General features: G+C 67.2%; 18 protein-coding genes. 9 read left to right on the top strand and 9 right to left on the bottom strand.

Going from position 1 to position 17668, the window contains the following annotated elements; translation table 11 throughout:
• Window positions 1-102 precede the first annotated feature (102 nt).
• The 6 genes from yccS to J2X70_RS15535 all read left to right on the top strand — a co-directional run bounded on the left by yccS (window position 103) and on the right by J2X70_RS15535 (window position 6623).
• A complete protein-coding gene (yccS, locus tag J2X70_RS15510; protein WP_032976661.1) occupies window positions 103-2280 on the top strand; it encodes a YccS family putative transporter in 2178 nt (725 codons plus the stop codon).
• A gap of 306 nt (window positions 2281-2586) precedes the next feature.
• Entirely contained in the window at window positions 2587-3384 is a 798-nt protein-coding gene (locus tag J2X70_RS15515) for an SDR family oxidoreductase (protein ID WP_025874638.1), read from the top strand.
• A 93-nt stretch (window positions 3385-3477) separates the two neighbouring features.
• On the top strand, window positions 3478-5367 hold the full coding sequence (locus tag J2X70_RS15520) for an MFS transporter (protein WP_105164770.1): 1890 nt from the start codon (window positions 3478-3480) through the stop codon (window positions 5365-5367).
• Between the two features lie 181 nt (window positions 5368-5548).
• The gene (locus tag J2X70_RS15525; RefSeq protein ID WP_025874636.1) at window positions 5549-5836 is read left to right on the top strand and encodes a CD225/dispanin family protein; all 288 of its coding nucleotides are present in this window, start codon (window positions 5549-5551) and stop codon (window positions 5834-5836) included.
• Window positions 5837-5869: 33 nt separating this feature from the next.
• Complete coding sequence (locus J2X70_RS15530) at window positions 5870-6154, top strand: CD225/dispanin family protein (protein WP_025874635.1); 285 nt, start codon at window positions 5870-5872, stop codon at window positions 6152-6154.
• A gap of 43 nt (window positions 6155-6197) precedes the next feature.
• Window positions 6198-6623: a DUF2752 domain-containing protein gene (locus J2X70_RS15535; RefSeq protein WP_025874634.1), complete on the top strand. Its 426-nt coding sequence runs from the start codon at window positions 6198-6200 to the stop codon at window positions 6621-6623.
• A 465-nt stretch (window positions 6624-7088) separates the two neighbouring features.
• Here J2X70_RS15535 and ampE read toward each other — a convergent pair whose 3' ends face one another.
• From ampE to J2X70_RS15560, 5 genes are all read right to left on the bottom strand, one after another.
• Window positions 7089-7976, bottom strand: coding sequence for a regulatory signaling modulator protein AmpE (gene ampE / locus J2X70_RS15540; protein ID WP_025874633.1), 888 nt, complete (start codon window positions 7974-7976; stop codon window positions 7089-7091).
• 94 nt (window positions 7977-8070) lie between these two features.
• Window positions 8071-9003 (bottom strand): NAD(+) diphosphatase, encoded by a 933-nt coding sequence (gene nudC, locus J2X70_RS15545; protein WP_025874632.1) that lies wholly within the window; start codon window positions 9001-9003, stop codon window positions 8071-8073.
• A gap of 141 nt (window positions 9004-9144) precedes the next feature.
• Window positions 9145-9537: an iron-sulfur cluster insertion protein ErpA gene (gene erpA, locus J2X70_RS15550; RefSeq protein ID WP_309911119.1), complete on the bottom strand. Its 393-nt coding sequence runs from the start codon at window positions 9535-9537 to the stop codon at window positions 9145-9147.
• Between the two features lie 31 nt (window positions 9538-9568).
• Window positions 9569-10033: a polymer-forming cytoskeletal protein gene (locus tag J2X70_RS15555; protein ID WP_025874630.1), complete on the bottom strand. Its 465-nt coding sequence runs from the start codon at window positions 10031-10033 to the stop codon at window positions 9569-9571.
• A gap of 4 nt (window positions 10034-10037) precedes the next feature.
• Entirely contained in the window at window positions 10038-10781 is a 744-nt protein-coding gene (locus tag J2X70_RS15560) for a DUF6776 family protein (protein ID WP_025874629.1), read from the bottom strand.
• A gap of 178 nt (window positions 10782-10959) precedes the next feature.
• Between J2X70_RS15560 and J2X70_RS15565 the strand changes: the two genes are divergently transcribed.
• The 3 genes from J2X70_RS15565 to J2X70_RS15575 are packed head-to-tail and all read left to right on the top strand — an operon-like array spanning window position 10960 to window position 15722.
• Window positions 10960-11577: a DUF4126 domain-containing protein gene (locus J2X70_RS15565; RefSeq protein ID WP_025874628.1), complete on the top strand. Its 618-nt coding sequence runs from the start codon at window positions 10960-10962 to the stop codon at window positions 11575-11577.
• A gap of 44 nt (window positions 11578-11621) precedes the next feature.
• Window positions 11622-13517, top strand: coding sequence for an EAL domain-containing protein (locus J2X70_RS15570; RefSeq protein ID WP_309911121.1), 1896 nt, complete (start codon window positions 11622-11624; stop codon window positions 13515-13517).
• Window positions 13518-15722, top strand: coding sequence for an ATP-binding protein (locus tag J2X70_RS15575; RefSeq protein WP_309911123.1), 2205 nt, complete (start codon window positions 13518-13520; stop codon window positions 15720-15722).
• A gap of 1 nt (window position 15723) precedes the next feature.
• On the opposite strand, the gene bfr is transcribed toward J2X70_RS15575, so the two are convergent.
• From bfr to J2X70_RS15595, 4 genes are all read right to left on the bottom strand, one after another.
• Complete coding sequence (gene bfr / locus J2X70_RS15580) at window positions 15724-16194, bottom strand: bacterioferritin (RefSeq protein WP_025874625.1); 471 nt, start codon at window positions 16192-16194, stop codon at window positions 15724-15726.
• Between the two features lie 140 nt (window positions 16195-16334).
• Window positions 16335-16544: a bacterioferritin-associated ferredoxin gene (locus J2X70_RS15585; protein WP_032951724.1), complete on the bottom strand. Its 210-nt coding sequence runs from the start codon at window positions 16542-16544 to the stop codon at window positions 16335-16337.
• 135 nt (window positions 16545-16679) lie between these two features.
• Window positions 16680-16841, bottom strand: coding sequence for a hypothetical protein (locus J2X70_RS15590; protein WP_235204700.1), 162 nt, complete (start codon window positions 16839-16841; stop codon window positions 16680-16682).
• A gap of 137 nt (window positions 16842-16978) precedes the next feature.
• Window positions 16979-17602, bottom strand: a complete 624-nt coding sequence (locus tag J2X70_RS15595) for an RNA pyrophosphohydrolase (protein WP_025874624.1) — start codon at window positions 17600-17602, stop codon at window positions 16979-16981.
• Between the last annotated feature and the right edge of the window lie 66 nt (window positions 17603-17668).

Consider the following 17668-nt stretch of genomic DNA (forward strand, 5'->3'; position numbering starts at 1 on the left):
TGCATGCCACGCCGCGCCGCGCGCTTGCCGCGCATGGCGCGGCGCTACCGGATTTCACGCGTGGCCCGTAATAATGGTGGCCGATCCTTTCGCCGAGCCTGCATGTCCGCACGCGAATCCCGCCTCAGCCGCCTGTGGGCCCACGAGAAGGCCAGCTATGGCCTGCGGGTGTTCATTGCCCTGACCGCGGCCATGGCCGTGTGCTGGCATCTGGATGCGCTGACCGCGCTGCCCGGCGTGTTCCTCGGCATCATCGCCAGTGCGATTGCCGAGACCGATGACAACTGGTGGGGTCGGACCAAGGCCGTGCTGCTGTCGCTGTTGTGCTTCTGTCTGGCAGCGGCGTCGGTGATCTGGCTGTTCCCCTGGCCGTGGATATTCATCGCGGCACTGGCGCTGTCCACGTTCGGCCTGACACTGCTCGGTGCACTGGGCGAGCGCTACGCGTCCATCGCCCAGGCGACCGTCACGCTGGCCATCTACACCATGATCGGCCTGGAACAGCATGGCGCCCATGACCTGCACAGTGCGCTGGATGCAGTCAGCCACCTGCTTGCGGGTGCGGTCTGGTACGGGCTGCTGTCGATCCTGTGGACCACGTTGTTCGCCAACCGGCCGGTGCGCGAGCGCGTGGCCCGCCTGTACGTGGAACTGGGCCGTTACCTGCAGCTCAAGGCCGCGCTGTTCGAACCCGTACGCGAGGCGGACCTGCAGCGCCGCCAGCTCGACCTGGCCGAACAGAACCGCCGCGTGGTCGGCGCGCTGAACGAGGCGAAGACGGCGATCCTGGCGCGCTTTGGCCGCTCCGGACGGCCCGGCGTCAACTCCGGCCTGTACCTGCGCCTGTACTACATGGCACAGGATTTCCATGAGCGCGCCAGCTCCTCGCATTACCCGTACGGCGCGCTGGTCGACGCGTTCTTCCACAGCGACGTGCTGTACCGCTGCCAGCGCCTGCTCGACCTGCAGGGCCAGGCCTGCGCACGGCTGGGCGAAGCGATCCGGCTGCGTCGTCCGTTCGTCTACGGCGAGAGCAACCAGCAGGCCGGGCGCGATCTGGCCGATGCCCTGGCCTACCTGCGCGACCAGCAACGCCCGCAGTGGCAGCGCCTGCTCGGCTCGCTGGACCTGCTGGTGCACAACCTGCGCAGCATCGAGCGCCGCCTGCTCGATGCCGAACGTTCCGAAGCCAGCCTGGACAACGTCGACACCCGCCTGCGCGACAGCAACCCGCACACGCTGCGCGAAATGGGCGTGCGCGTGCGCCAGCAGCTCACCCCCGGCTCGGTATTGTTCCGCCATGGCCTGCGCATGGCGCTGGCACTGATCGCCGGTTTCGTTGCCATCCATCTGTTCAATGCACAGAACGGCTCGTGGGTCCTGCTGACGATCGTGTTCGTGTGCCGGCCCAGCTTCGGTGCCACCCGCCAGCGCCTGGCCCAGCGCATCGTCGGTACGCTCGCCGGCCTGGTGCTGACCTGGGCGCTGCTGCAGCTGTTCCCAACGCTGGAGATCCAGCTGCTGATCGCACTGCTGTCGGCACTGCTGTTCTTCTTCACCCGTACCGACCGCTATCTGGTCGCCTCGGCCGCCATCACGGTGATGGCGCTGACCTGCTTCAACCTGATCGGCGACGGCTTCGTGCTGATCGTGCCGCGCATGGTCGATACGGTCCTGGGGTGCGCGATCGCCGCAGCGGCCGCGTTCCTGATCCTGCCGGACTGGCAGGGTCGACAGCTGCACCGCGTGCTGGCGCGGGTGCTGGATACCGCCGCCCGTTATCTGGAATCGGTGCTGGGCCAGTACCGCAGCGGCATGCGCGACGACCTGGCCTACCGCATCGCCCGCCGCGACATGCACAACGCCGATGCCGCACTGTCCACCGCATTGTCGAACATGCTGCGCGAACCGGGCCACGTGCGCCGCAACCTCGATTCGGGTTTCCACTTCCTGGCGTTGTCCAACACCCTGCTCGGGCATCTGTCAGCGCTGGGTGCGCACCGCGACCAGGTCGACAGCTACGCGGGCGATCCACTCGCGCTGGCCGCCGGCGAGCGGGTGCGTAAAGCGCTGCAGCAGCTGGCATCGGCATTGACGGCGCAGCAGCCGGTGTCGGAGGAGGACAACGACGCCGATCGTGCGGTGGCCGCGGAACTGGAGCAGCTCGATGAGACGATGCCGCCGAAACTGCAGTTGATCCGCACGCAGATGGCGCTGGTGCTGCGGATGTTGCCGAAGGTGAGGGCAGCGGCCAATGGCGCGGTGCGCGGCCTGGCCTGAGCGGAGGGCATCCACGCGTGGCGTGGATCTACTGGAGCGGCATCCACGCGTGGCGTGGATCTACTGGAGTGGCATCCACGCGTGGCGTGATCTACTGGAGTGGCATCCACGCGTGGCTTGATCTACTGGAGCGGCATCCACGCGTGGTTTGATCTACTGGAGCGGCATCCACGCGTGGCGTGGATCTACTGGAGCGGTATTCGGGCGTGACCCTGTCGGCCGTGCAACATCGTGTTGCGTGCACGGGGGCATTCCGATCACGCCCCGACGCCGATACTGCGGTGTCGCCCACGCAGGATCTCCCCCATGAAGATCGAACTCAACGACCGCACCGCACTGGTCACCGCCTCCACCGCCGGCATCGGTCTGGCCATCGCGCAGGGGCTTGCCGCCGCGGGTGCGCAGGTCATCCTCAACGGCCGCAGTACCGACAGCGTGGAACGCGCACGGCAGCGCCTGCTGGCTGCAATTCCCGGCGCCAACGTGCTCGGCGTGGCCGCCGACCTGTCCGACGCCCGCGGGGTCGACGCGCTGCTGGCCGGCCTGCCGGGCAACGTCGACATCCTGGTCAACAATGCCGGCATCTTCGGCCCGCAGGACTTCTTCGAGACCGACGATGCCACCTGGGAGCAATACTGGCAGACCAATGTCATGTCCGGCGTGCGCCTGTCGCGCGCCCTGCTGCCGGCGATGGTCGACGCCGGTTGGGGCCGCGTGCTGTTCATCTCCTCCGAATCAGCACGCAACATTCCTGCCGACATGATCCATTACGGCGTCAGCAAGACCGCGCAGCTGTCGTTGTCGCGCGGCCTGGCCAAGCGCGTAGCCGGCAGCGGTGTCACCGTCAATGCGGTGCTGCCCGGCCCGACGTTGTCCGATGGCTTCGCAACGATGTTCGAAGAAGAGCGTGCACGCACCGGCAAGCCGCTGGAACAGATCGGCCGTGAGTTCGTGATGGCCCATCGTCCCGCATCGGTGATCCAGCGCGCGGCCACGGTCGAGGAAGTGGCCAACATGGTGGTCTACCTCGCCTCGCCGCAGGCGTCGGCCACCTCCGGCGCAGCGCTGCGGGTCGATGGCGGCGTCGTCGACGATATCGTGTGAGCGTTGGTGGGGTGTGTGGACCAACGGTCCGCACCTACCGCATCCCTGCCTGACAGGCAGGGATGCTAGGCTGCGCCGGTCCAAGGAGGTTCCATGTCCGGTCACAACCAGTTCGCCCTGCTGCGCCAGCGCCGTTTCCTGCCGTTCTTCATCGTGCAGGGGTTGGGTGCCTTCAACGACAACGTGTACCGGCAGGCGATCATCGGCCTGCTGTTCTACCTGGGCGTGGCCGAGAGCGAGCGCACGCTCTACACCAACCTGGCACCGGCGCTGTTCATCCTGCCCTACTTCCTGTTCTCCGCCCTGGCCGGGCAGATCGCCGAAAAGCTGGAGAAGTCGCGGCTGATCGTGATCACCACCACCATGGAGATCGTGATCATGACGCTGGCTGCGGTGGGCTTTCTCACCGAGAGCCTGCCGGTGCTGCTGGTGGCCCTGTTCTGCACGGGCCTGCAGTCCACCCTGTTCGGCCCGGTGAAGTACTCGGTGCTGCCCTCGGTACTGCGTCCGGAAGAACTGACCGGTGGCAATGGCCTGGTCGAGATGGGCACGTCGATGTCGATCCTGACCGGCATGATCGTCGGCGGCCTGGTGTTCACCCTGGCAGGCACCCATGGCCCGATCGTGGCCGCCACCGCTGTCATCGCGCTGGCGATCTGCGGCAACCTGGCCGCGCGCATGATTCCCAAGGTGGATGCCGGCGCCCCGGACCTGAAGATCAACTGGAACCCGATCCCCGAATCGCTGGCCGTGCTGCGCATGGCCAGGAAACAGAAGGCGGTACGCAACGCCATCCTCGGCGTGTCCTGGTTCTGGTTCGTCGGCACCATCCTGACCGCGCAGCTGCCGTCCTATGCGGTCACCAACCTCGGTGGCGAGCCCACCCTGTACATCTTCGCCCTGGCGCTGTTCTCGGTCGGCACCGGTGTCGGTTCGCTGCTGTGCGAAAAGCTGTCGGCGCGCACGGTGGAGATCGGCCTGGTGCCGCTGGGTGCGTTCGGCATGACCGCCTTCCTGCTGGACCTGTACTTCGCACGCGCCGGTGAGGCCACCGCGCAAGGCCTGTCGGTCACCCAGTTCGTGCACCAGGCCGGCAGCATCCGCATCATCATCGACCTGCTCGGCATCGGCCTGTTCACCGGCTTCTTCGTGGTGCCGCTGTTTGCTTTGATCCAGAGCCGCACGCCGAAATCGGAGATGTCGCGCGTATTCGCTGCGCTGAACATCCAGAACTCCGGCTTCATCGTCGCTGCGGCCGTACTCGGCCTGCTCACCCAGCGCCTGCTCGGCTGGACCATCCCGCAGCTGTTCCTGGCACTGGCCATCGCCAATGCCGTGGTGGCGATCTACATCTTCACCATCGTCCCCGAATTCCTGATGCGCTTCCTCAGCTGGGTGATGGTGCGCACGCTGTACCGGCTGCGCCCGCACGGCATCGAAGCGAACGTGCCCGATGAGGGCGCCGCGCTGCTGGTCTGCAACCACGTCAGCTACATGGACGCGCTGATCCTGTCGGCGACGATCCCGCGCCCGGTGCGCTTCGTCATGTACTACAAGATCTTCAACATCCCGGTCATGCGCTGGATCTTCCGCACCGCCAAGGCGATTCCGATCGCTGGTGCGCGCGAAGACCCGGCCCTGATGCAGCGCGCGTTCGATGAAGTCGACGCCGCACTCGCCGAGGGCGAGCTGGTATGCATCTTCCCGGAAGGCGCACTGACCCGCGACGGCACGATGGCAGCGTTCAAATCCGGCGTGGAGAAGATCCTCGAACGCCGTCCGGTACCGGTGGTGCCGATGGCCCTGCGCGGCATGTGGTCGAGCATGTGGAGCCGCCGCGATACCCGTCTGGGCCGCATGCGCGTGCCGCGCCGGTTCCGGGCGACAGTGGAGGTGGTCGCCGCCCCGGCGGTGGATGGCCATTCAACCGATGCCGCCGCCCTGGAAGCGCAGGTCCGCACCCTGCGCGGCGACCTCGCCTGACGCAATCGCCCCCATCCGGGGGCGATGACGGTACGCTGCATACGCCACCGTCCAAGGGCGATGCGAGGCCTGACGGGGCTGAAAACGCATACATGCGTCGTTGGTTGCGGTAGATTACGCACCCACAGGGGGGAGGTTCGGCCCGTTCACACGGCCGACCACCAAGGAATGGAGTCTTGCTTTGAATCAACCGCCACCGCTCAGCCGTCCGGTCTACATCCCCAACCATCTGGTCTGGGCGATCCTGACGACGCTGTTCTGCTGCCTGCCGTTGGGCGTGGTGTCGATCGTGTATGCCGCCCAGGTCGATGGTCGCAATGCGGCCGGTGACCTGCCGGGGGCCTATAGCGCGTCGCGCAAGGCGGGCTGGTGGGCGGTGGCTTCGGCCGCGGCCCTGCCGGTCCTGTTGCTGTTGTGGTTCGGGCTGTTCGGCGGCTTGGCCGCGCTGGGCGCTCTATCCGACCTTTGATTCACCACCACCACCCATCGAGGAGCTTGAACCATGAACACCACCACTGCGCAGGTCCCCAACAATCTGGTCTGGGCCATCCTGTCCACCCTGTTCTGCTGCCTGCCGGCCGGCATCGTGTCGATCGTCTACGCCGCGCAGGTCAACGGCAAGCTGGCTGCCGGCGACGTCGCCGGTGCCCGTGATTCGGCCGACAAGGCCAAGAAGTGGGCCATCTGGTCGGCCATCGCTGCCGTTGTGGTTGGCGTCCTGTACTTCATCATCATCATGGCCGTTGGCGGCCTGGGCGCCCTGAGCGGCGGCAACGGCAGCTACTGATGCCCGCGACGGGGTCCGGCCATGCGCCGGATCCCGCCCCCGCATGTCCGCACTTCCTGCTCGTTCCCGACTTACCCGCTGGGCTCCGCTGCTGGCCGCGTCCGGCCTGGCTGCGGGTGCCGCCGTGGTCCTGCGTCACGTCAATCCGTATGTCTCCGGCAATCCGCTGCCGGGCTGTCCGCTGTACGCACTGACCGGCTTCTACTGCCCCGGCTGCGGCAGCACGCGCTGCCTGTACTCACTGGTCCACTTCGACCTGCCCGGCGCGATGGCGATGAACCCGTTGCTGGTCATCAGCCTGCCCTTCCTGTTCCTGATGCTGCTCAACACCGCCGGCGTACGCCCGCGCGTGCTTGATCCACTGATGCGGGTACTGGCCAGCCCCACGTTCTGGCTGTGGCTGCTGCCCGGCTACGCCGTGCTGCGCAACCTGCCGTGGGCACCGTTCACCGCGCTGGCTCCGGTGTAGGTTTCCAGCCAACGGCGCAGCCCCTCGTGGTGGAAGGCAGAAGCTGGGGTTGGCCGGGCGGGTGGGCTGCGCAGGGGCCGCTGCAAGTACGTCCATGTAAGCTCGGTCGCGCCATCCATGGCGCTTACGCCCCTGCGCAACCCACCCGCCCGGCCACGGACAATTTCCGCGCGCGTCCACCACGGAAAAGAAAGAGAAGATCAAAAGCCGAAGCGGGTCGCTCCGCTCGGCATCCACGCATGGCGTGGATCTACTGGCCGTCATCGGAAACTGTCGGGGGTGGGGCGGTGTGGGGCTGCAGGACCGTTGGCGCCATGGATGGCGCCATCGAGCCCCCATGGATGGGTTAACGGCGTGTCCTGCAGCCCCACACCCCCCACCAAACCCACAGAAATCCAGAGCCGCTGTTGCAGTTGCAGTTGCTTCCAGCGGGTGCAGGGCGGCAAGCCCTGCAGAAAAGCACAACTAGGTCACCCAGCCCGCGATCACCAGCAGGGCCAGCACCGCCAGCCACAGCAGCAGCATCCGCCACACCAGGCTCATCGCATCCCGCAGGTCCGGCAACCGCTGCCACACCGGCAGCAGACCGGCTTCGGTGTAATCGTGCGCATCTTCGCGCAGCTCGGCGTTGACGCTGGCGCGCGCCACCGCACCCAGGAAACCAATGCCACCGGCCAAGCGCTCACCATGCGCCTGGCGCCATGCCTTCCAGGCCGTGTCGAAGTTGCCGACCAGGGCCATCGAGAACGCCATCAACTGTGCCACCGGCCACTCGATCCAGCCCAGCAGCCGCTGTGCCAGCGCCAGCGGCTCCACCGGCACGCGCGCACGCATCGGGCTTTCCGCCATCAGTGCCAGCAGGCGATAACCGAGAGCCCCCACCGGGCCCAGCAGCAGGAACCAGAACAGCACCGCGAACCAGCGCCGCAGGGCGTTGAGCACGGTCGCCTCGACCAGTGAAGGAACATCCTCGCGCAGGCTGCCACCGGCCGACTGCAGGTTGCGTACCGCCGCCTGCCGGGTGGGCGCATCGTCGGCATCAATGATCGCTTCGATGTCGCGGTCCAGATCGCGCGGGCCCCAGCACCAGGCCAGCACGGCCACGCCCAGCAGCAGCGCCGGAAGGCCAAACAGCACCCCGCGCAGCAGCCAGGCGACCAGCGCCATCAGCAGCAGTGGCGGTACGATCGCCAGCGCCACGCCGGCGGCCCCCTGCCAGGCCCGACCACCGCGCGCGTCCAGCCAGCCCAGCCAACGCCGGAAGCCGTCGAAACGGCGCAGCGACGCGGCAGCGGCCGGGGCGACATGGCCAAGGGCCAGTGCCACCAACACGGCGACCAGGGTGGTGAACATGGCAGGTCTCCCTACGAGCGAGCGTTCGGCGTCGCTACCTTACCTGTCGCAGCGTCGCCGTCAGCGGTGAACCGTACTGTAACCGGCAGCGTGTTCAGGTGGCGGCAATGCTGGCACCGCCGGATGCCGGTTGCTGGCGGTACCAATGCTCGATCAGGCCCCGCGAAATGGAAATCGGCGGTGACAGACGGATGCCTTCTCCATCGTCCTCGACGTCACGCGCGAGGGCCGCGCCAACTTCCTCGGCGCTGAACCAGCGCGCGTCTTCCAGCTCGCCATCCACGGTCGGCACGTCGTCGTGTGCCTGCGCACGGAATCCGACCATTAATGCGCCGGGGAACGGCCAGGGCTGCGAGCCCAGGTACTGGCAGGCGGTCACCCGCACCTTGCTCTCTTCGTGCACTTCGCGCGCTACGGTCTGCTCGAAGGTCTCGCCCGGCTCGACAAAGCCGGCCAGCACCGAATAGCGGCGCGGCGCCCAGTTGGACTGGCGGCCCAGCAACAGCCGGCCCTGGTTTTCCACCGCGACGATCACCGCCGGGTCGACGCGCGGATAGTGCTCGGTCGCGCACTGCGGGCAGCGGCCGACGAAGCCACCCCGGGCGAACGTCACGGCACTGCCGCAGACACCGCAGAAGCGGGTACGCGATTGCCAGTAGGACATGCCACGGGCGTAGCTGAAGGCGGTCGCATCGGCCACGGTCCACAGCAGCGCGGCCTGGCGCAGATCGAGCCGGCGTGGCGCGGTGACCGTCACGCTGGCCGCTTCCACCGAGAACCACGCCTGCTCGCCACGCAGGCCGAGGAAAATCGCGACACCCGGCCCGCCACCGACATCGGCGCCGGTCAACGCCAGCGGCTGGTCGTCATCACCGGTGAAGGCGGTGCCGTCCTGGTCCAGGACAAGAATGCGCGCATCGGGCCACAGGCGCGCCAGAGCATCGGCATCTTCGCGCATGGCATCGGCGCGCTCCAACGGTTCACCCACGAAGGCAAAACCGGAAAGCGGCGAAGGAGAATTGAGCATCCAGTTAGCCTGCCGCCAATCACGGCAAGTGGCAAGCCGCAGACTGTGCAGAAACCCGCCTGTGGTTGCAGTAACGGTCATCCACGCATGGCGTGGATCCAGCGAAGGCAGCGCGCGGGGTGCATGCCCCACGCCCTGCAATTACATGCTGAAACTGCTGCCGCAGCCGCAGGTGGTCTTGGCGTTCGGATTGCGGATCACGAACTGCGCACCGGTCAGGCTCTCGGTGTAATCCACTTCGGCACCCATCAGATACTGCAGGCTGAGCGGATCGACCAGCAGGGTGACCCCGCTGGTCTGCACCGCCAGGTCATCGCCGGCACGGTTCTCGTCGAACTCGAACCCGTACTGGAAGCCCGAACACCCGCCACCCTCGATGTACACACGCAATGACAGGTCGGGGTTGCCCTCGTCCTGGATCAGTTCCTTGACCTTGGCCGCAGCGGCCTCGGTGAATTTCAGCGGCCGATCCAGCGACTGGTAATCGGGCGCGGCGGCCGGCGTGGCGCCGGGGAGGGAGACGAGCGTGTTCATGGGCTCAGCATGGGGGCGCCGGCGCTGGCTTTCAAGCCATCGCCTCGGCCAGCTTGCGGCGGGCGGCGGTGTCGCCCTTGCCGTCAGCGGACGCTTCGCCTTCCGGCGCCGGCAGGGCCTGCATCGGGGCGCTGGCATGGATCAGCCGGCCGTTCAGCTGGGCACCCGCATTCATTTCCACCACCTGGTAGTGAACGTTGCCGTTGACCCGCGCACTCGGGGTCAGTTCGACCTTCTCGGTGGCATGGACATCGCCGTCCAGGCGGCCACTGATGACCACCACCTGGGCGCGGATCTCGCCTTCGATCACGCCATGCTCGGCGAGGGTCAGGGTCGCCGCGCTGGCGCCCTCCTGGGCAATCACCTTGCCGTGGATGCGACCTTCCACGTACAGGCCACCACTGAATTCCACATCGCCACGGATCACCACCTGGTTGCCGATCAGGGCATCCACCACCAGTTGGCCATCACGGCTGGATTTGCTGCTTCCGAACATCTGCCTACTCCCCTTTGCTGGCCGGTGCGCCGGCCTGTTTCCAGTCGAATACCTGCGTGGTGCCCCCCGCACCACTCCCCAATGTCACCTTCACCCGTTGCGGGGTGAAGTCAGCCGGCAGCATCACGCTGCCGGTGAGCTGCTGGAAGTACCGGAACGAGTAATCCTGTCCCGGCACCTTGCTGCGCTGGTGCAGCTCGTCCCAGCTGATGGTGGCCAGCTTGCCGTTCTTCACGCCTTCCACCGTGAAACGCATCTGCCCTTGGCTGATCGCTCCGCGGTTGAGGTTCTGCGTCAGCACCACGCTGTACTGCCAGGTGCCGGCCGATTCCGGGCTGAATTCAATCGAATGGGTGTTCAGGCCCTTGCGCTGGCTGGTCGAGCCCACCAGGCGTTCGTAGAAGGCGACGTCAGCGCGCAGGCCGGCGATCTCTTCATCGCGCTCGGCCAGCGAGGACTGCACTTCGTTGTTGGCGGCGCGGCTGATGCGGTCCGACGCTTCCAGCGTGGCCTGCTTCTGGCGCAGTTCGGTCAGCTGCGTCTGCAGCGTATCGGCGCGCTTCTCGGCAGCCTGCACGCGCTGGCCCTGTTCACCGCGCGGCGTGCCCAGCCAGCAGCCGCCCAGCACCGCAAGCACCAGGCTCAGCAGCCAGATGCCGGCGATCACCAGCAGGCGACGGCGGTCGGCGGGTGGTTGCGCGGCACCGGGAAGGCGGACCTGCACGCGCATGGGAGGGCGGTTGTTCATGGGTAGTCTCCGTGGCAGCGCCGAAGCGCCGCCAGTACGGCCCCTGGGGCAAACGACGGGCTAGTGTATGACAGGAACGGCAGGTTTCCCCGGTGCCGGCCGGTACCGGGCGGTGGCATTCAGCCACTCCATGGTCGATAGTGTGGCACCCCGCACAGTTCCGCCGCCGGAGCCCGCCATGACCGAAGCCCACCTGTTCGTGATCGGCATCCTGCTGGCCTGGCTGGCCGGCATCCGCGTTTACCTCACCGTATTCGGCGTCGGCATCGCCGGCCTGCTCGGCTGGGTCGACCTGCCACCGGCGCTGCAGGCCACCGAGTCGTGGTGGGTGCTCGGCACATCGGCGGCGCTGGCCATTGCCGAATTCTTCGCCGACAAGATTCCCGGCGTGGATTCAGCCTGGGACCTGGTGCAGACCCTGGCGCGCGTGCCCGCCGGCGCCTTCCTCGCGGCAGCGACACTGTCGCCCGATGGCGACCTGGGCACCGGTGCACTGGTCGCCGGCGCGGGCGTTGCGCTGGCCAGCCATGGCCTGAAGGCCGGCACCCGCGCCCTGCTCAATACCTCACCGGAACCGGCCAGCAACTGGGTCGCCTCTGCGGCCGAAGATACCGTGGTGATCGGCGGCTTGGCGCTCGCGCTGGCGCATCCATGGATCGCGCTGGTGGTGGTGCTGGCCTGCAGCCTGGCCGGCGCATTGCTGGTCTGGCTGGTCTGGCGCACCCTGTGGAAAAGCGTGCGCTGGTTGGCACGTGGCGGCAGCGACGACGGACAACGGCAACCGCGTACCGGCTGATCGGCAGGCTTGTCGCATAATGGCCGCGAACACCAGGAGCATCGATGGCCGCAAACGAATCCGCCGCGGGCCCCCGCCCGGGACGCGCTGAAACCCCTCCGGCCGATCATTGGCAACGTTGGGCCGCCCCCTTGGCCTCGGCAACGCCTGCCGAAGCAGTACCGGCGGTGTCAGAGGCACCTGCCCTGTCGGTGCCCGGCGACGGCGCCCGACTGGCGGCTCCGCCCCCCCTGCCCTCCACCGCCGCACTGCCCGAGGCGGGCAACAGTGACATCCCGCCTGTCGATGCCGACTCGCCCTACCGCGTGCTGATCGTCGAAGACGATCGTGCCCAGGCGCTGTTCGCACAGAGCGTGCTGCATGGCGCCGGCATGCAGGCGATCGTGCTCGGCGATGCCGATGGCGTGCAACAGGCCATCCGCGAGCAACGCCCTGACCTGATCCTGATGGATCTGCACCTGCCCGGGCTGGATGGCATGCGGCTGACCGCGATGATCCGCCAGCAGCCCGGCATGCAGCTGCTGCCGATCGTCTTCCTCAGCGGCGACCCGGATCCGGAGCGCCAGTTCGAAGTGCTCGACTGCGGTGCCGACGATTACCTGAGCAAGCCGATCCGGCCGCGCCACCTGATTGCCGCGGTGGCCAACCGTATCCGCCGCGCACGCGCGCAGGCAGCGACCCTGCCCGGTGCCAACGGTGCACCGGCCACCAGCAACCCGGAAACCGGACTGCCCACGCGCCACCACGTGCTGCAGCAACTCAACGCGACGCTGGCGCAGCACGACCGCGGTGGCGTGTTCTTCGTGGAAATCTCCAGCGCGCTGGGCCTGCGCGAGCGCTATGGCTATGCGGCCTTCGAGCGGCTGATGGTGCAGGCCGGGCAACGCCTTGCCGAGGCGGGCCATCCGCACCTGCTGGCGCGCCTGAACGACAACAGCTTCCTGCTGCTGGCGCGCAACGCCGATGAGGACAGCCTGGAAGCGATCGCCGGCACCCTGCGTGAGCAGCTGTCCGCGCGCGCCTTCGTGATCCGCGACGACGAATCGGTACACCTGCGTGGCGTGGTCGGCTACGCGCCGCTGTCGCCGGGTTTCGACGATGCCAGCAGCGCCCTGGAAGCAGTCGAACGTACCACCCTGCAGGCACGCCTGCTCAGCGCCGGCGTGGCCGGCCACGTGCATCGCCAGGTCACGACCGAGCAGGAGCACCTGGCGTTGCTGGAAGGCCAGCTCGAGCTCGCTTACCAGCCGATCGTCGCCGTCGCCGGCGGCAGCAGCGCGCAGTACCAGTTGCTGCTGCGCCTGCGCCGGACCGATGGCAGCGTACTGACCGCCGGCCAGGTGATTCCGGCAGCCGAGGCGGCCGGCCGCATCGCCGACCTCGACCAGCAGGTGCTGGAGCATGCGATGGGCCTGCTCGACCTGTATCGCCACGCCACCCAGCCGCTGAACCTGTTCGTCTCGCAGTCGCTGCGTACCCTGCAGCGCGATGCCTTCGCCGACTGGCTGCTGGAATCGCTGCAGCAACGCCGCCTGCCCGGCAGCGCGCTGGTGATCGACGTGCGCCTGCCCGACGCGCTGATCCACACCGTGCCGTTGCAGCAGTTCTGTCAGCGCATGGCCAGCGTCGGCGTGCGCTTCTGCCTGAGCCAGTTCGAACCGGGCAGCGAAGCCCTGGCCCTGCTCACCCAGCTGCCACTGTCGTTCGTGCGCATGGCCGCACGCTTTTCCAGCAGCCACTCCAACCCCGATACGCGCGAAGAACTGCGCCGATCGATCGAGCAGGCGCATGCAGCCGGCCTGCAGATCATCGGCCAGCAGATTGAGGACCCGCAGGCAGCGGCCGCGATGTGGGTCGGCGGTGTCGATTACATCCAGGGCAACATGGTGCAGTCGGCCGGCAGCGACCTGAACTTCGACTTCCACAACGCGGTGCTCTGAGTGTCACCGACGGTCGCGCTGTTGGCGGTACTGGCGCTGGCCATCGTCGCCCTGCTGGTACTGGGCCTGCGATTGCGTTCGCGCAATCGCGCGCTGGCGACACTGCAGCGCGAACGCATCACCCTGACCAGTGAACGCGACCAGCTGCGGCGCACCACCGAGCGCCAGGGCCAGCTGGAACATCAGCTGCTGCAGGCCAAGCAGGCTGCAGAAGCAGCCGTGCTGGCCAAGGGCGAATTCCTGGCCACCATGAGCCATGAAATCCGCACGCCGCTCAACGGCATCCTGCCGATGCTGGAGCTGATTGCCCGCGGCCCGCTCGGCGAAGACCAGCGGCAGATGCTGGCCACCGCCTCGGCCAGCTCGCAGCAGCTGCTGCGCATCGTCGATGACATCCTCGATTACTCGCGCCTGGAAGCCCAGGCGCTGGAGCTGGAGATCACCAGCTTCAACCTGCGCGAACTGCTCGATGGCGTGGTGCAGCTGCTGCAGCGCGCCGCCGAAGCCAAGGGCCTGACGTTGAGCCTGCAACTGGATCCGGCCGTGCGCCTGCCGGTACGCGGCGATCCGGTGCGCCTGCGCCAGGTCCTGGGCAACCTGCTGGCCAATGCCATCAAGTTCACCGCACGCGGCCAGGTGCAGTTGCGCGTGCAGCGGCTGGGCGAAGGCCCCGCCCAGCACCAGCTGCGTTTCGAAGTGGTCGACACCGGCATCGGCATCGATGAGGCCCTGCAGGCGCGGCTGTTCCAGTCCTTCAGCCAGGCCGACGCGTCCACCACCCGCATCTACGGTGGCACCGGCCTGGGCCTGGCCATCTGCAAGCGCATCACCGACCTGATGCATGGCGACATCGGCGTGCATTCCACCCCAGGCCAGGGCGCAACCTTCTGGTTTGAAATACCGCTGCTGAAGGTTCCCGGCGACCTGCCGGCGCTGGCCCGCTCGCCGGCAGCGCTGCTGCTGTACACCGCCGATGCACAGCTGCAGCCACGCGTCGAACGCATCGCCGCGCACCACGGCCTGCAGGTGCAGCCGCTGGCCAGCATTGATGAGGCAATGGAACGCCTGCGCGCAGCACCACGCCCGGGCCAGAGCACACCGGCATGGTTGCTGGTCGACGCGCGCCACCGCCGCAATGGCGAGGTGGCCCTGCAGCGCGCCTTGGCCGAGCGCGGTGCCGACGACGCACTGCAGGTGCTGTGGCTGCAGGATGATCCGGTTGCAGCACGGCCGCGCCAGCAGCAGCTGCACAGCACATTCAACGATGCCGACCTGCACGCCCTGCTGGCGCAGCCAACAGCCACTGCACGCCCGGCAGCCCTGCTGGCCAACGCCGAAGACGCCAGGCCGGCCGCCGCGCTGCCACCGCTGGATCTGCATGTGCTGCTGGTCGAAGACAACACGGTCAACCGGATGGTGGCCGAGCACCTGCTGCGGGTCTTCCAGTGCCGGGTGCGCAATGCCGCCGACGGCGAGCAGGCCCTCGCACTGCTGCGCGAAGGTGGAATCGACGTGGTGCTGATGGATTGCCAGATGCCGGTGCTCGACGGCTACAGCGCGACACAGCGCTGGCGCAGGGAGGAAGCCGAAGCGGGGCGCACGCGGTTGCCGATCATCGCGATGACCGCCAACGCCATGGCCGGTGATCGCGAACGCTGCCTGCAGGCGGGCATGGACGACTATCTTTCCAAGCCGATCACGCGTGAAGCGCTGCATGCGCTGCTGCAGCGCTGGGGCCGGGTTTCCGTGGATCGCGGCCATGCACCGCTGCCGGAACCCGTGCAACCTGCCGCAACCCCGGGCGTGCCCGACGGCGAAAGCCTGGACGATGAACGAACGCGCGCGATCCCGATTCCACAGCCGGTGCTTGATCGCAGTGTGCTGGATGAACTGCAGGCGGTGATCGGCGATGCCGCCGCGCAGATCGTAACGGTGTTCCTGGAAGACGCACCGCAGCTGGTGCAGCAGCTGCAGCAGGCGGCGCAGGGCAACGACATCGAACGCCTGCAGGCGCTGTCGCACAGCCTGAAATCCTCCAGCGCCAACGTCGGCGCGCTGTCGCTGTCAGCGGTGGCGCGGCGGATCGAACTCGAAGCCCGCAGTGGCAGCCTGCAGCGCCCTGCCGTGGCAGTGGCGCTGCTGGTGGCGGAGTTCGCCCGCGCGCGCGTGGCGCTGACCGGCTACCTCGCCGACCAGGCCCGTTGAATCACTCTTCGAGCTTGCTCAGCAGGTACTTCGGCTCACCGATGCGCTCGATCAGCTCCAGCTGGGTTTCCAGCCAATCGATGTGTTCTTCCTCGGAGTCGAGGATCTTCACGAACAGCTGGCGGCTGACGTAGTCGCCGACCGAATCGGCATAGGCCACGGCCTCGCGCAGGGTGACCACGCCATCGCGTTCCAGCGACAGATCGCACTGCAGGATCTCGGTCGGGTTCTCACCGATGCGCAGCTTGCCCAGCGCCTGGAAGTTCGGCAGGCCTTCAAGGAACAGGATGCGATCGGCAAGCATGTCGGCATGCTTCATTTCCTCGATCGATTCCTTGTACTCGTGTTCGGCCAGTTCCTTGATGCCCCAGTTCTTGAGCATCTTGGCGTGCAGGAAGTACTGGTTGATCGCGGTCAGCTCGTTGTAGAGGACCTTGTTGAGGAATTCGATGACCTTGGTGTCGCCCTTCATGGGGATGCTCCTGCACGCTGAAATCGCGGGCACTGTAGCGCCTTGCGCGCGCGCGTGAAGGAACGCGAATCGTGCGCATTGGCCACTGCGGCCAACAATGAAGACCAGGAGAGCGCGGCGTCAACGCGTCGCGAAACGACTCAGGCGACCTGCGCCAGACCCAACACCGGCAACGGCAGATCGTGGGTGGCACGCGCCTTGGCCAGCAGTTCGCCGGCCATGTCCAGGCAGGAACCGCAGGTCGCGCCGCATCCGGTGCGCATGGTCAGCTCGGCCACCGACGTGACGCCATGGCTGGCGGCTTCGCGGATCTGGTGGTCGGTAACACCGTTGCAGATGCAGACGTACACGGGCGGGAACCAGGGCAGCAGGCCAGTAGCGGCCTGGTCGCTATTCCAATGGAAACGAGAATGGTTGTCAATCAGAGACCTGAACCATTCTCGATACGGTTCAGAGTACCGTCGAATCCACCCGGTACAAGGCGGCTACAGGGACAACAGCCCAAGTGCCAGCACCGGTGTACTGAAGAAGACGATCAGCCACTGCACACCACCACCTGCCGCTCTCAGCCGCAGCAGGTAGTCCGCCAGGAACAGCGCACCCGCACAGGTCGCGAAGGCGAGGCACACGCCCAGCGCAAGCGGCATCCATGCGATGCCGCCGAGGACCACCACGCTCAACAACAGCCAGGGGAGGCTTGCCAGACGGACAGCCAGTCCCTGCCGGAAATACCCGGCAGACGTGCGTTGCGACCGTTCGGCCCGCTCTTTGCGCAACCTGCCCGTCAAACGGCTCCCGGTTCACCCTTTGCTTTCCGCGGCCAGTACCCGCCGCGCATGGGCGTGCGCTTCCTGGGCCTGTCGTGGCCGGCCGCGTGGCCTGGCATCCAGGCCTCGGCAGCGCTCTTGGGCATGGCACTGATGCCCTGCCCCGCCACCCCCTGGGCCAACGGCGCCAGATGTCGCAGGGCGCGCGCGTAGACGCCACGCTTGAACACCACCACATGCTCCACCGGATACCAGAAGTCGACCCAGCGCCAATGATCGAACTCAGGCGAGTCGGTATGGTCCAGGCTGACGTGGGCTTCATCACCGGTCAGGCGCAGCAGGAACCAGACCTGCTTCTGGCCGATGCAGACCTGGCGTTCATTGCGGCGGATGGCACGCGCCGGCAGCTTGTAACGCAGCCAGCCCGGTGTCGCCCCAAGCACTTCAACGTGCTCCGGCAACAGCCCGGTCTCTTCCTGCAGTTCACGATACATGGCCTCGACAGGCGTCTCGTCGGTGTTCATGCCACCCTGCGGGAACTGCCAGCCATCCCGGCGCACACGTCGTGCCCAGAACACCTGCCCGTCCTGCCGCATCAGCACGATGCCGACGTTCGGTCGATAGCCGTCCGGATCGATCACGATGCGGACTCCTAAGAAAATCTACTGGTTGGGACTATCCCATGCCGTCTGTCGGGCCACAAGCAC

This window comes from Stenotrophomonas sp. 1337 (assembly GCF_031455455.1).
In the GTDB taxonomy this organism is placed as follows: Bacteria; Pseudomonadota; Gammaproteobacteria; order Xanthomonadales; family Xanthomonadaceae; genus Stenotrophomonas; species Stenotrophomonas indicatrix.

Coding starts and splice junctions, on each gene's coding strand:
- yccS (WP_032976661.1), top strand. CDS start 103: ATGTCCGCACGCGAATCCCGCCTCAGCCGCCTGTGGGCCCACGAGAAG.
- J2X70_RS15515 (WP_025874638.1), top strand. CDS start 2,587: ATGAAGATCGAACTCAACGACCGCACCGCACTGGTCACCGCCTCCACC.
- J2X70_RS15520 (WP_105164770.1), top strand. CDS start 3,478: ATGTCCGGTCACAACCAGTTCGCCCTGCTGCGCCAGCGCCGTTTCCTG.
- J2X70_RS15530 (WP_025874635.1), top strand. CDS start 5,870: ATGAACACCACCACTGCGCAGGTCCCCAACAATCTGGTCTGGGCCATC.
- J2X70_RS15535 (WP_025874634.1), top strand. CDS start 6,198: ATGTCCGCACTTCCTGCTCGTTCCCGACTTACCCGCTGGGCTCCGCTG.
- ampE (WP_025874633.1), bottom strand. CDS start 7,976: ATGTTCACCACCCTGGTCGCCGTGTTGGTGGCACTGGCCCTTGGCCAT.
- nudC (WP_025874632.1), bottom strand. CDS start 9,003: ATGCTCAATTCTCCTTCGCCGCTTTCCGGTTTTGCCTTCGTGGGTGAA.
- erpA (WP_309911119.1), bottom strand. CDS start 9,537: ATGAACACGCTCGTCTCCCTCCCCGGCGCCACGCCGGCCGCCGCGCCC.
- J2X70_RS15555 (WP_025874630.1), bottom strand. CDS start 10,033: ATGTTCGGAAGCAGCAAATCCAGCCGTGATGGCCAACTGGTGGTGGAT.
- J2X70_RS15560 (WP_025874629.1), bottom strand. CDS start 10,781: ATGAACAACCGCCCTCCCATGCGCGTGCAGGTCCGCCTTCCCGGTGCC.
- J2X70_RS15565 (WP_025874628.1), top strand. CDS start 10,960: ATGACCGAAGCCCACCTGTTCGTGATCGGCATCCTGCTGGCCTGGCTG.
- J2X70_RS15570 (WP_309911121.1), top strand. CDS start 11,622: ATGGCCGCAAACGAATCCGCCGCGGGCCCCCGCCCGGGACGCGCTGAA.
- bfr (WP_025874625.1), bottom strand. CDS start 16,194: ATGAAGGGCGACACCAAGGTCATCGAATTCCTCAACAAGGTCCTCTAC.
- J2X70_RS15590 (WP_235204700.1), bottom strand. CDS start 16,841: ATGCCGCTTGCGCTGGGCGTGTGCCTCGCCTTCGCGACCTGTGCGGGT.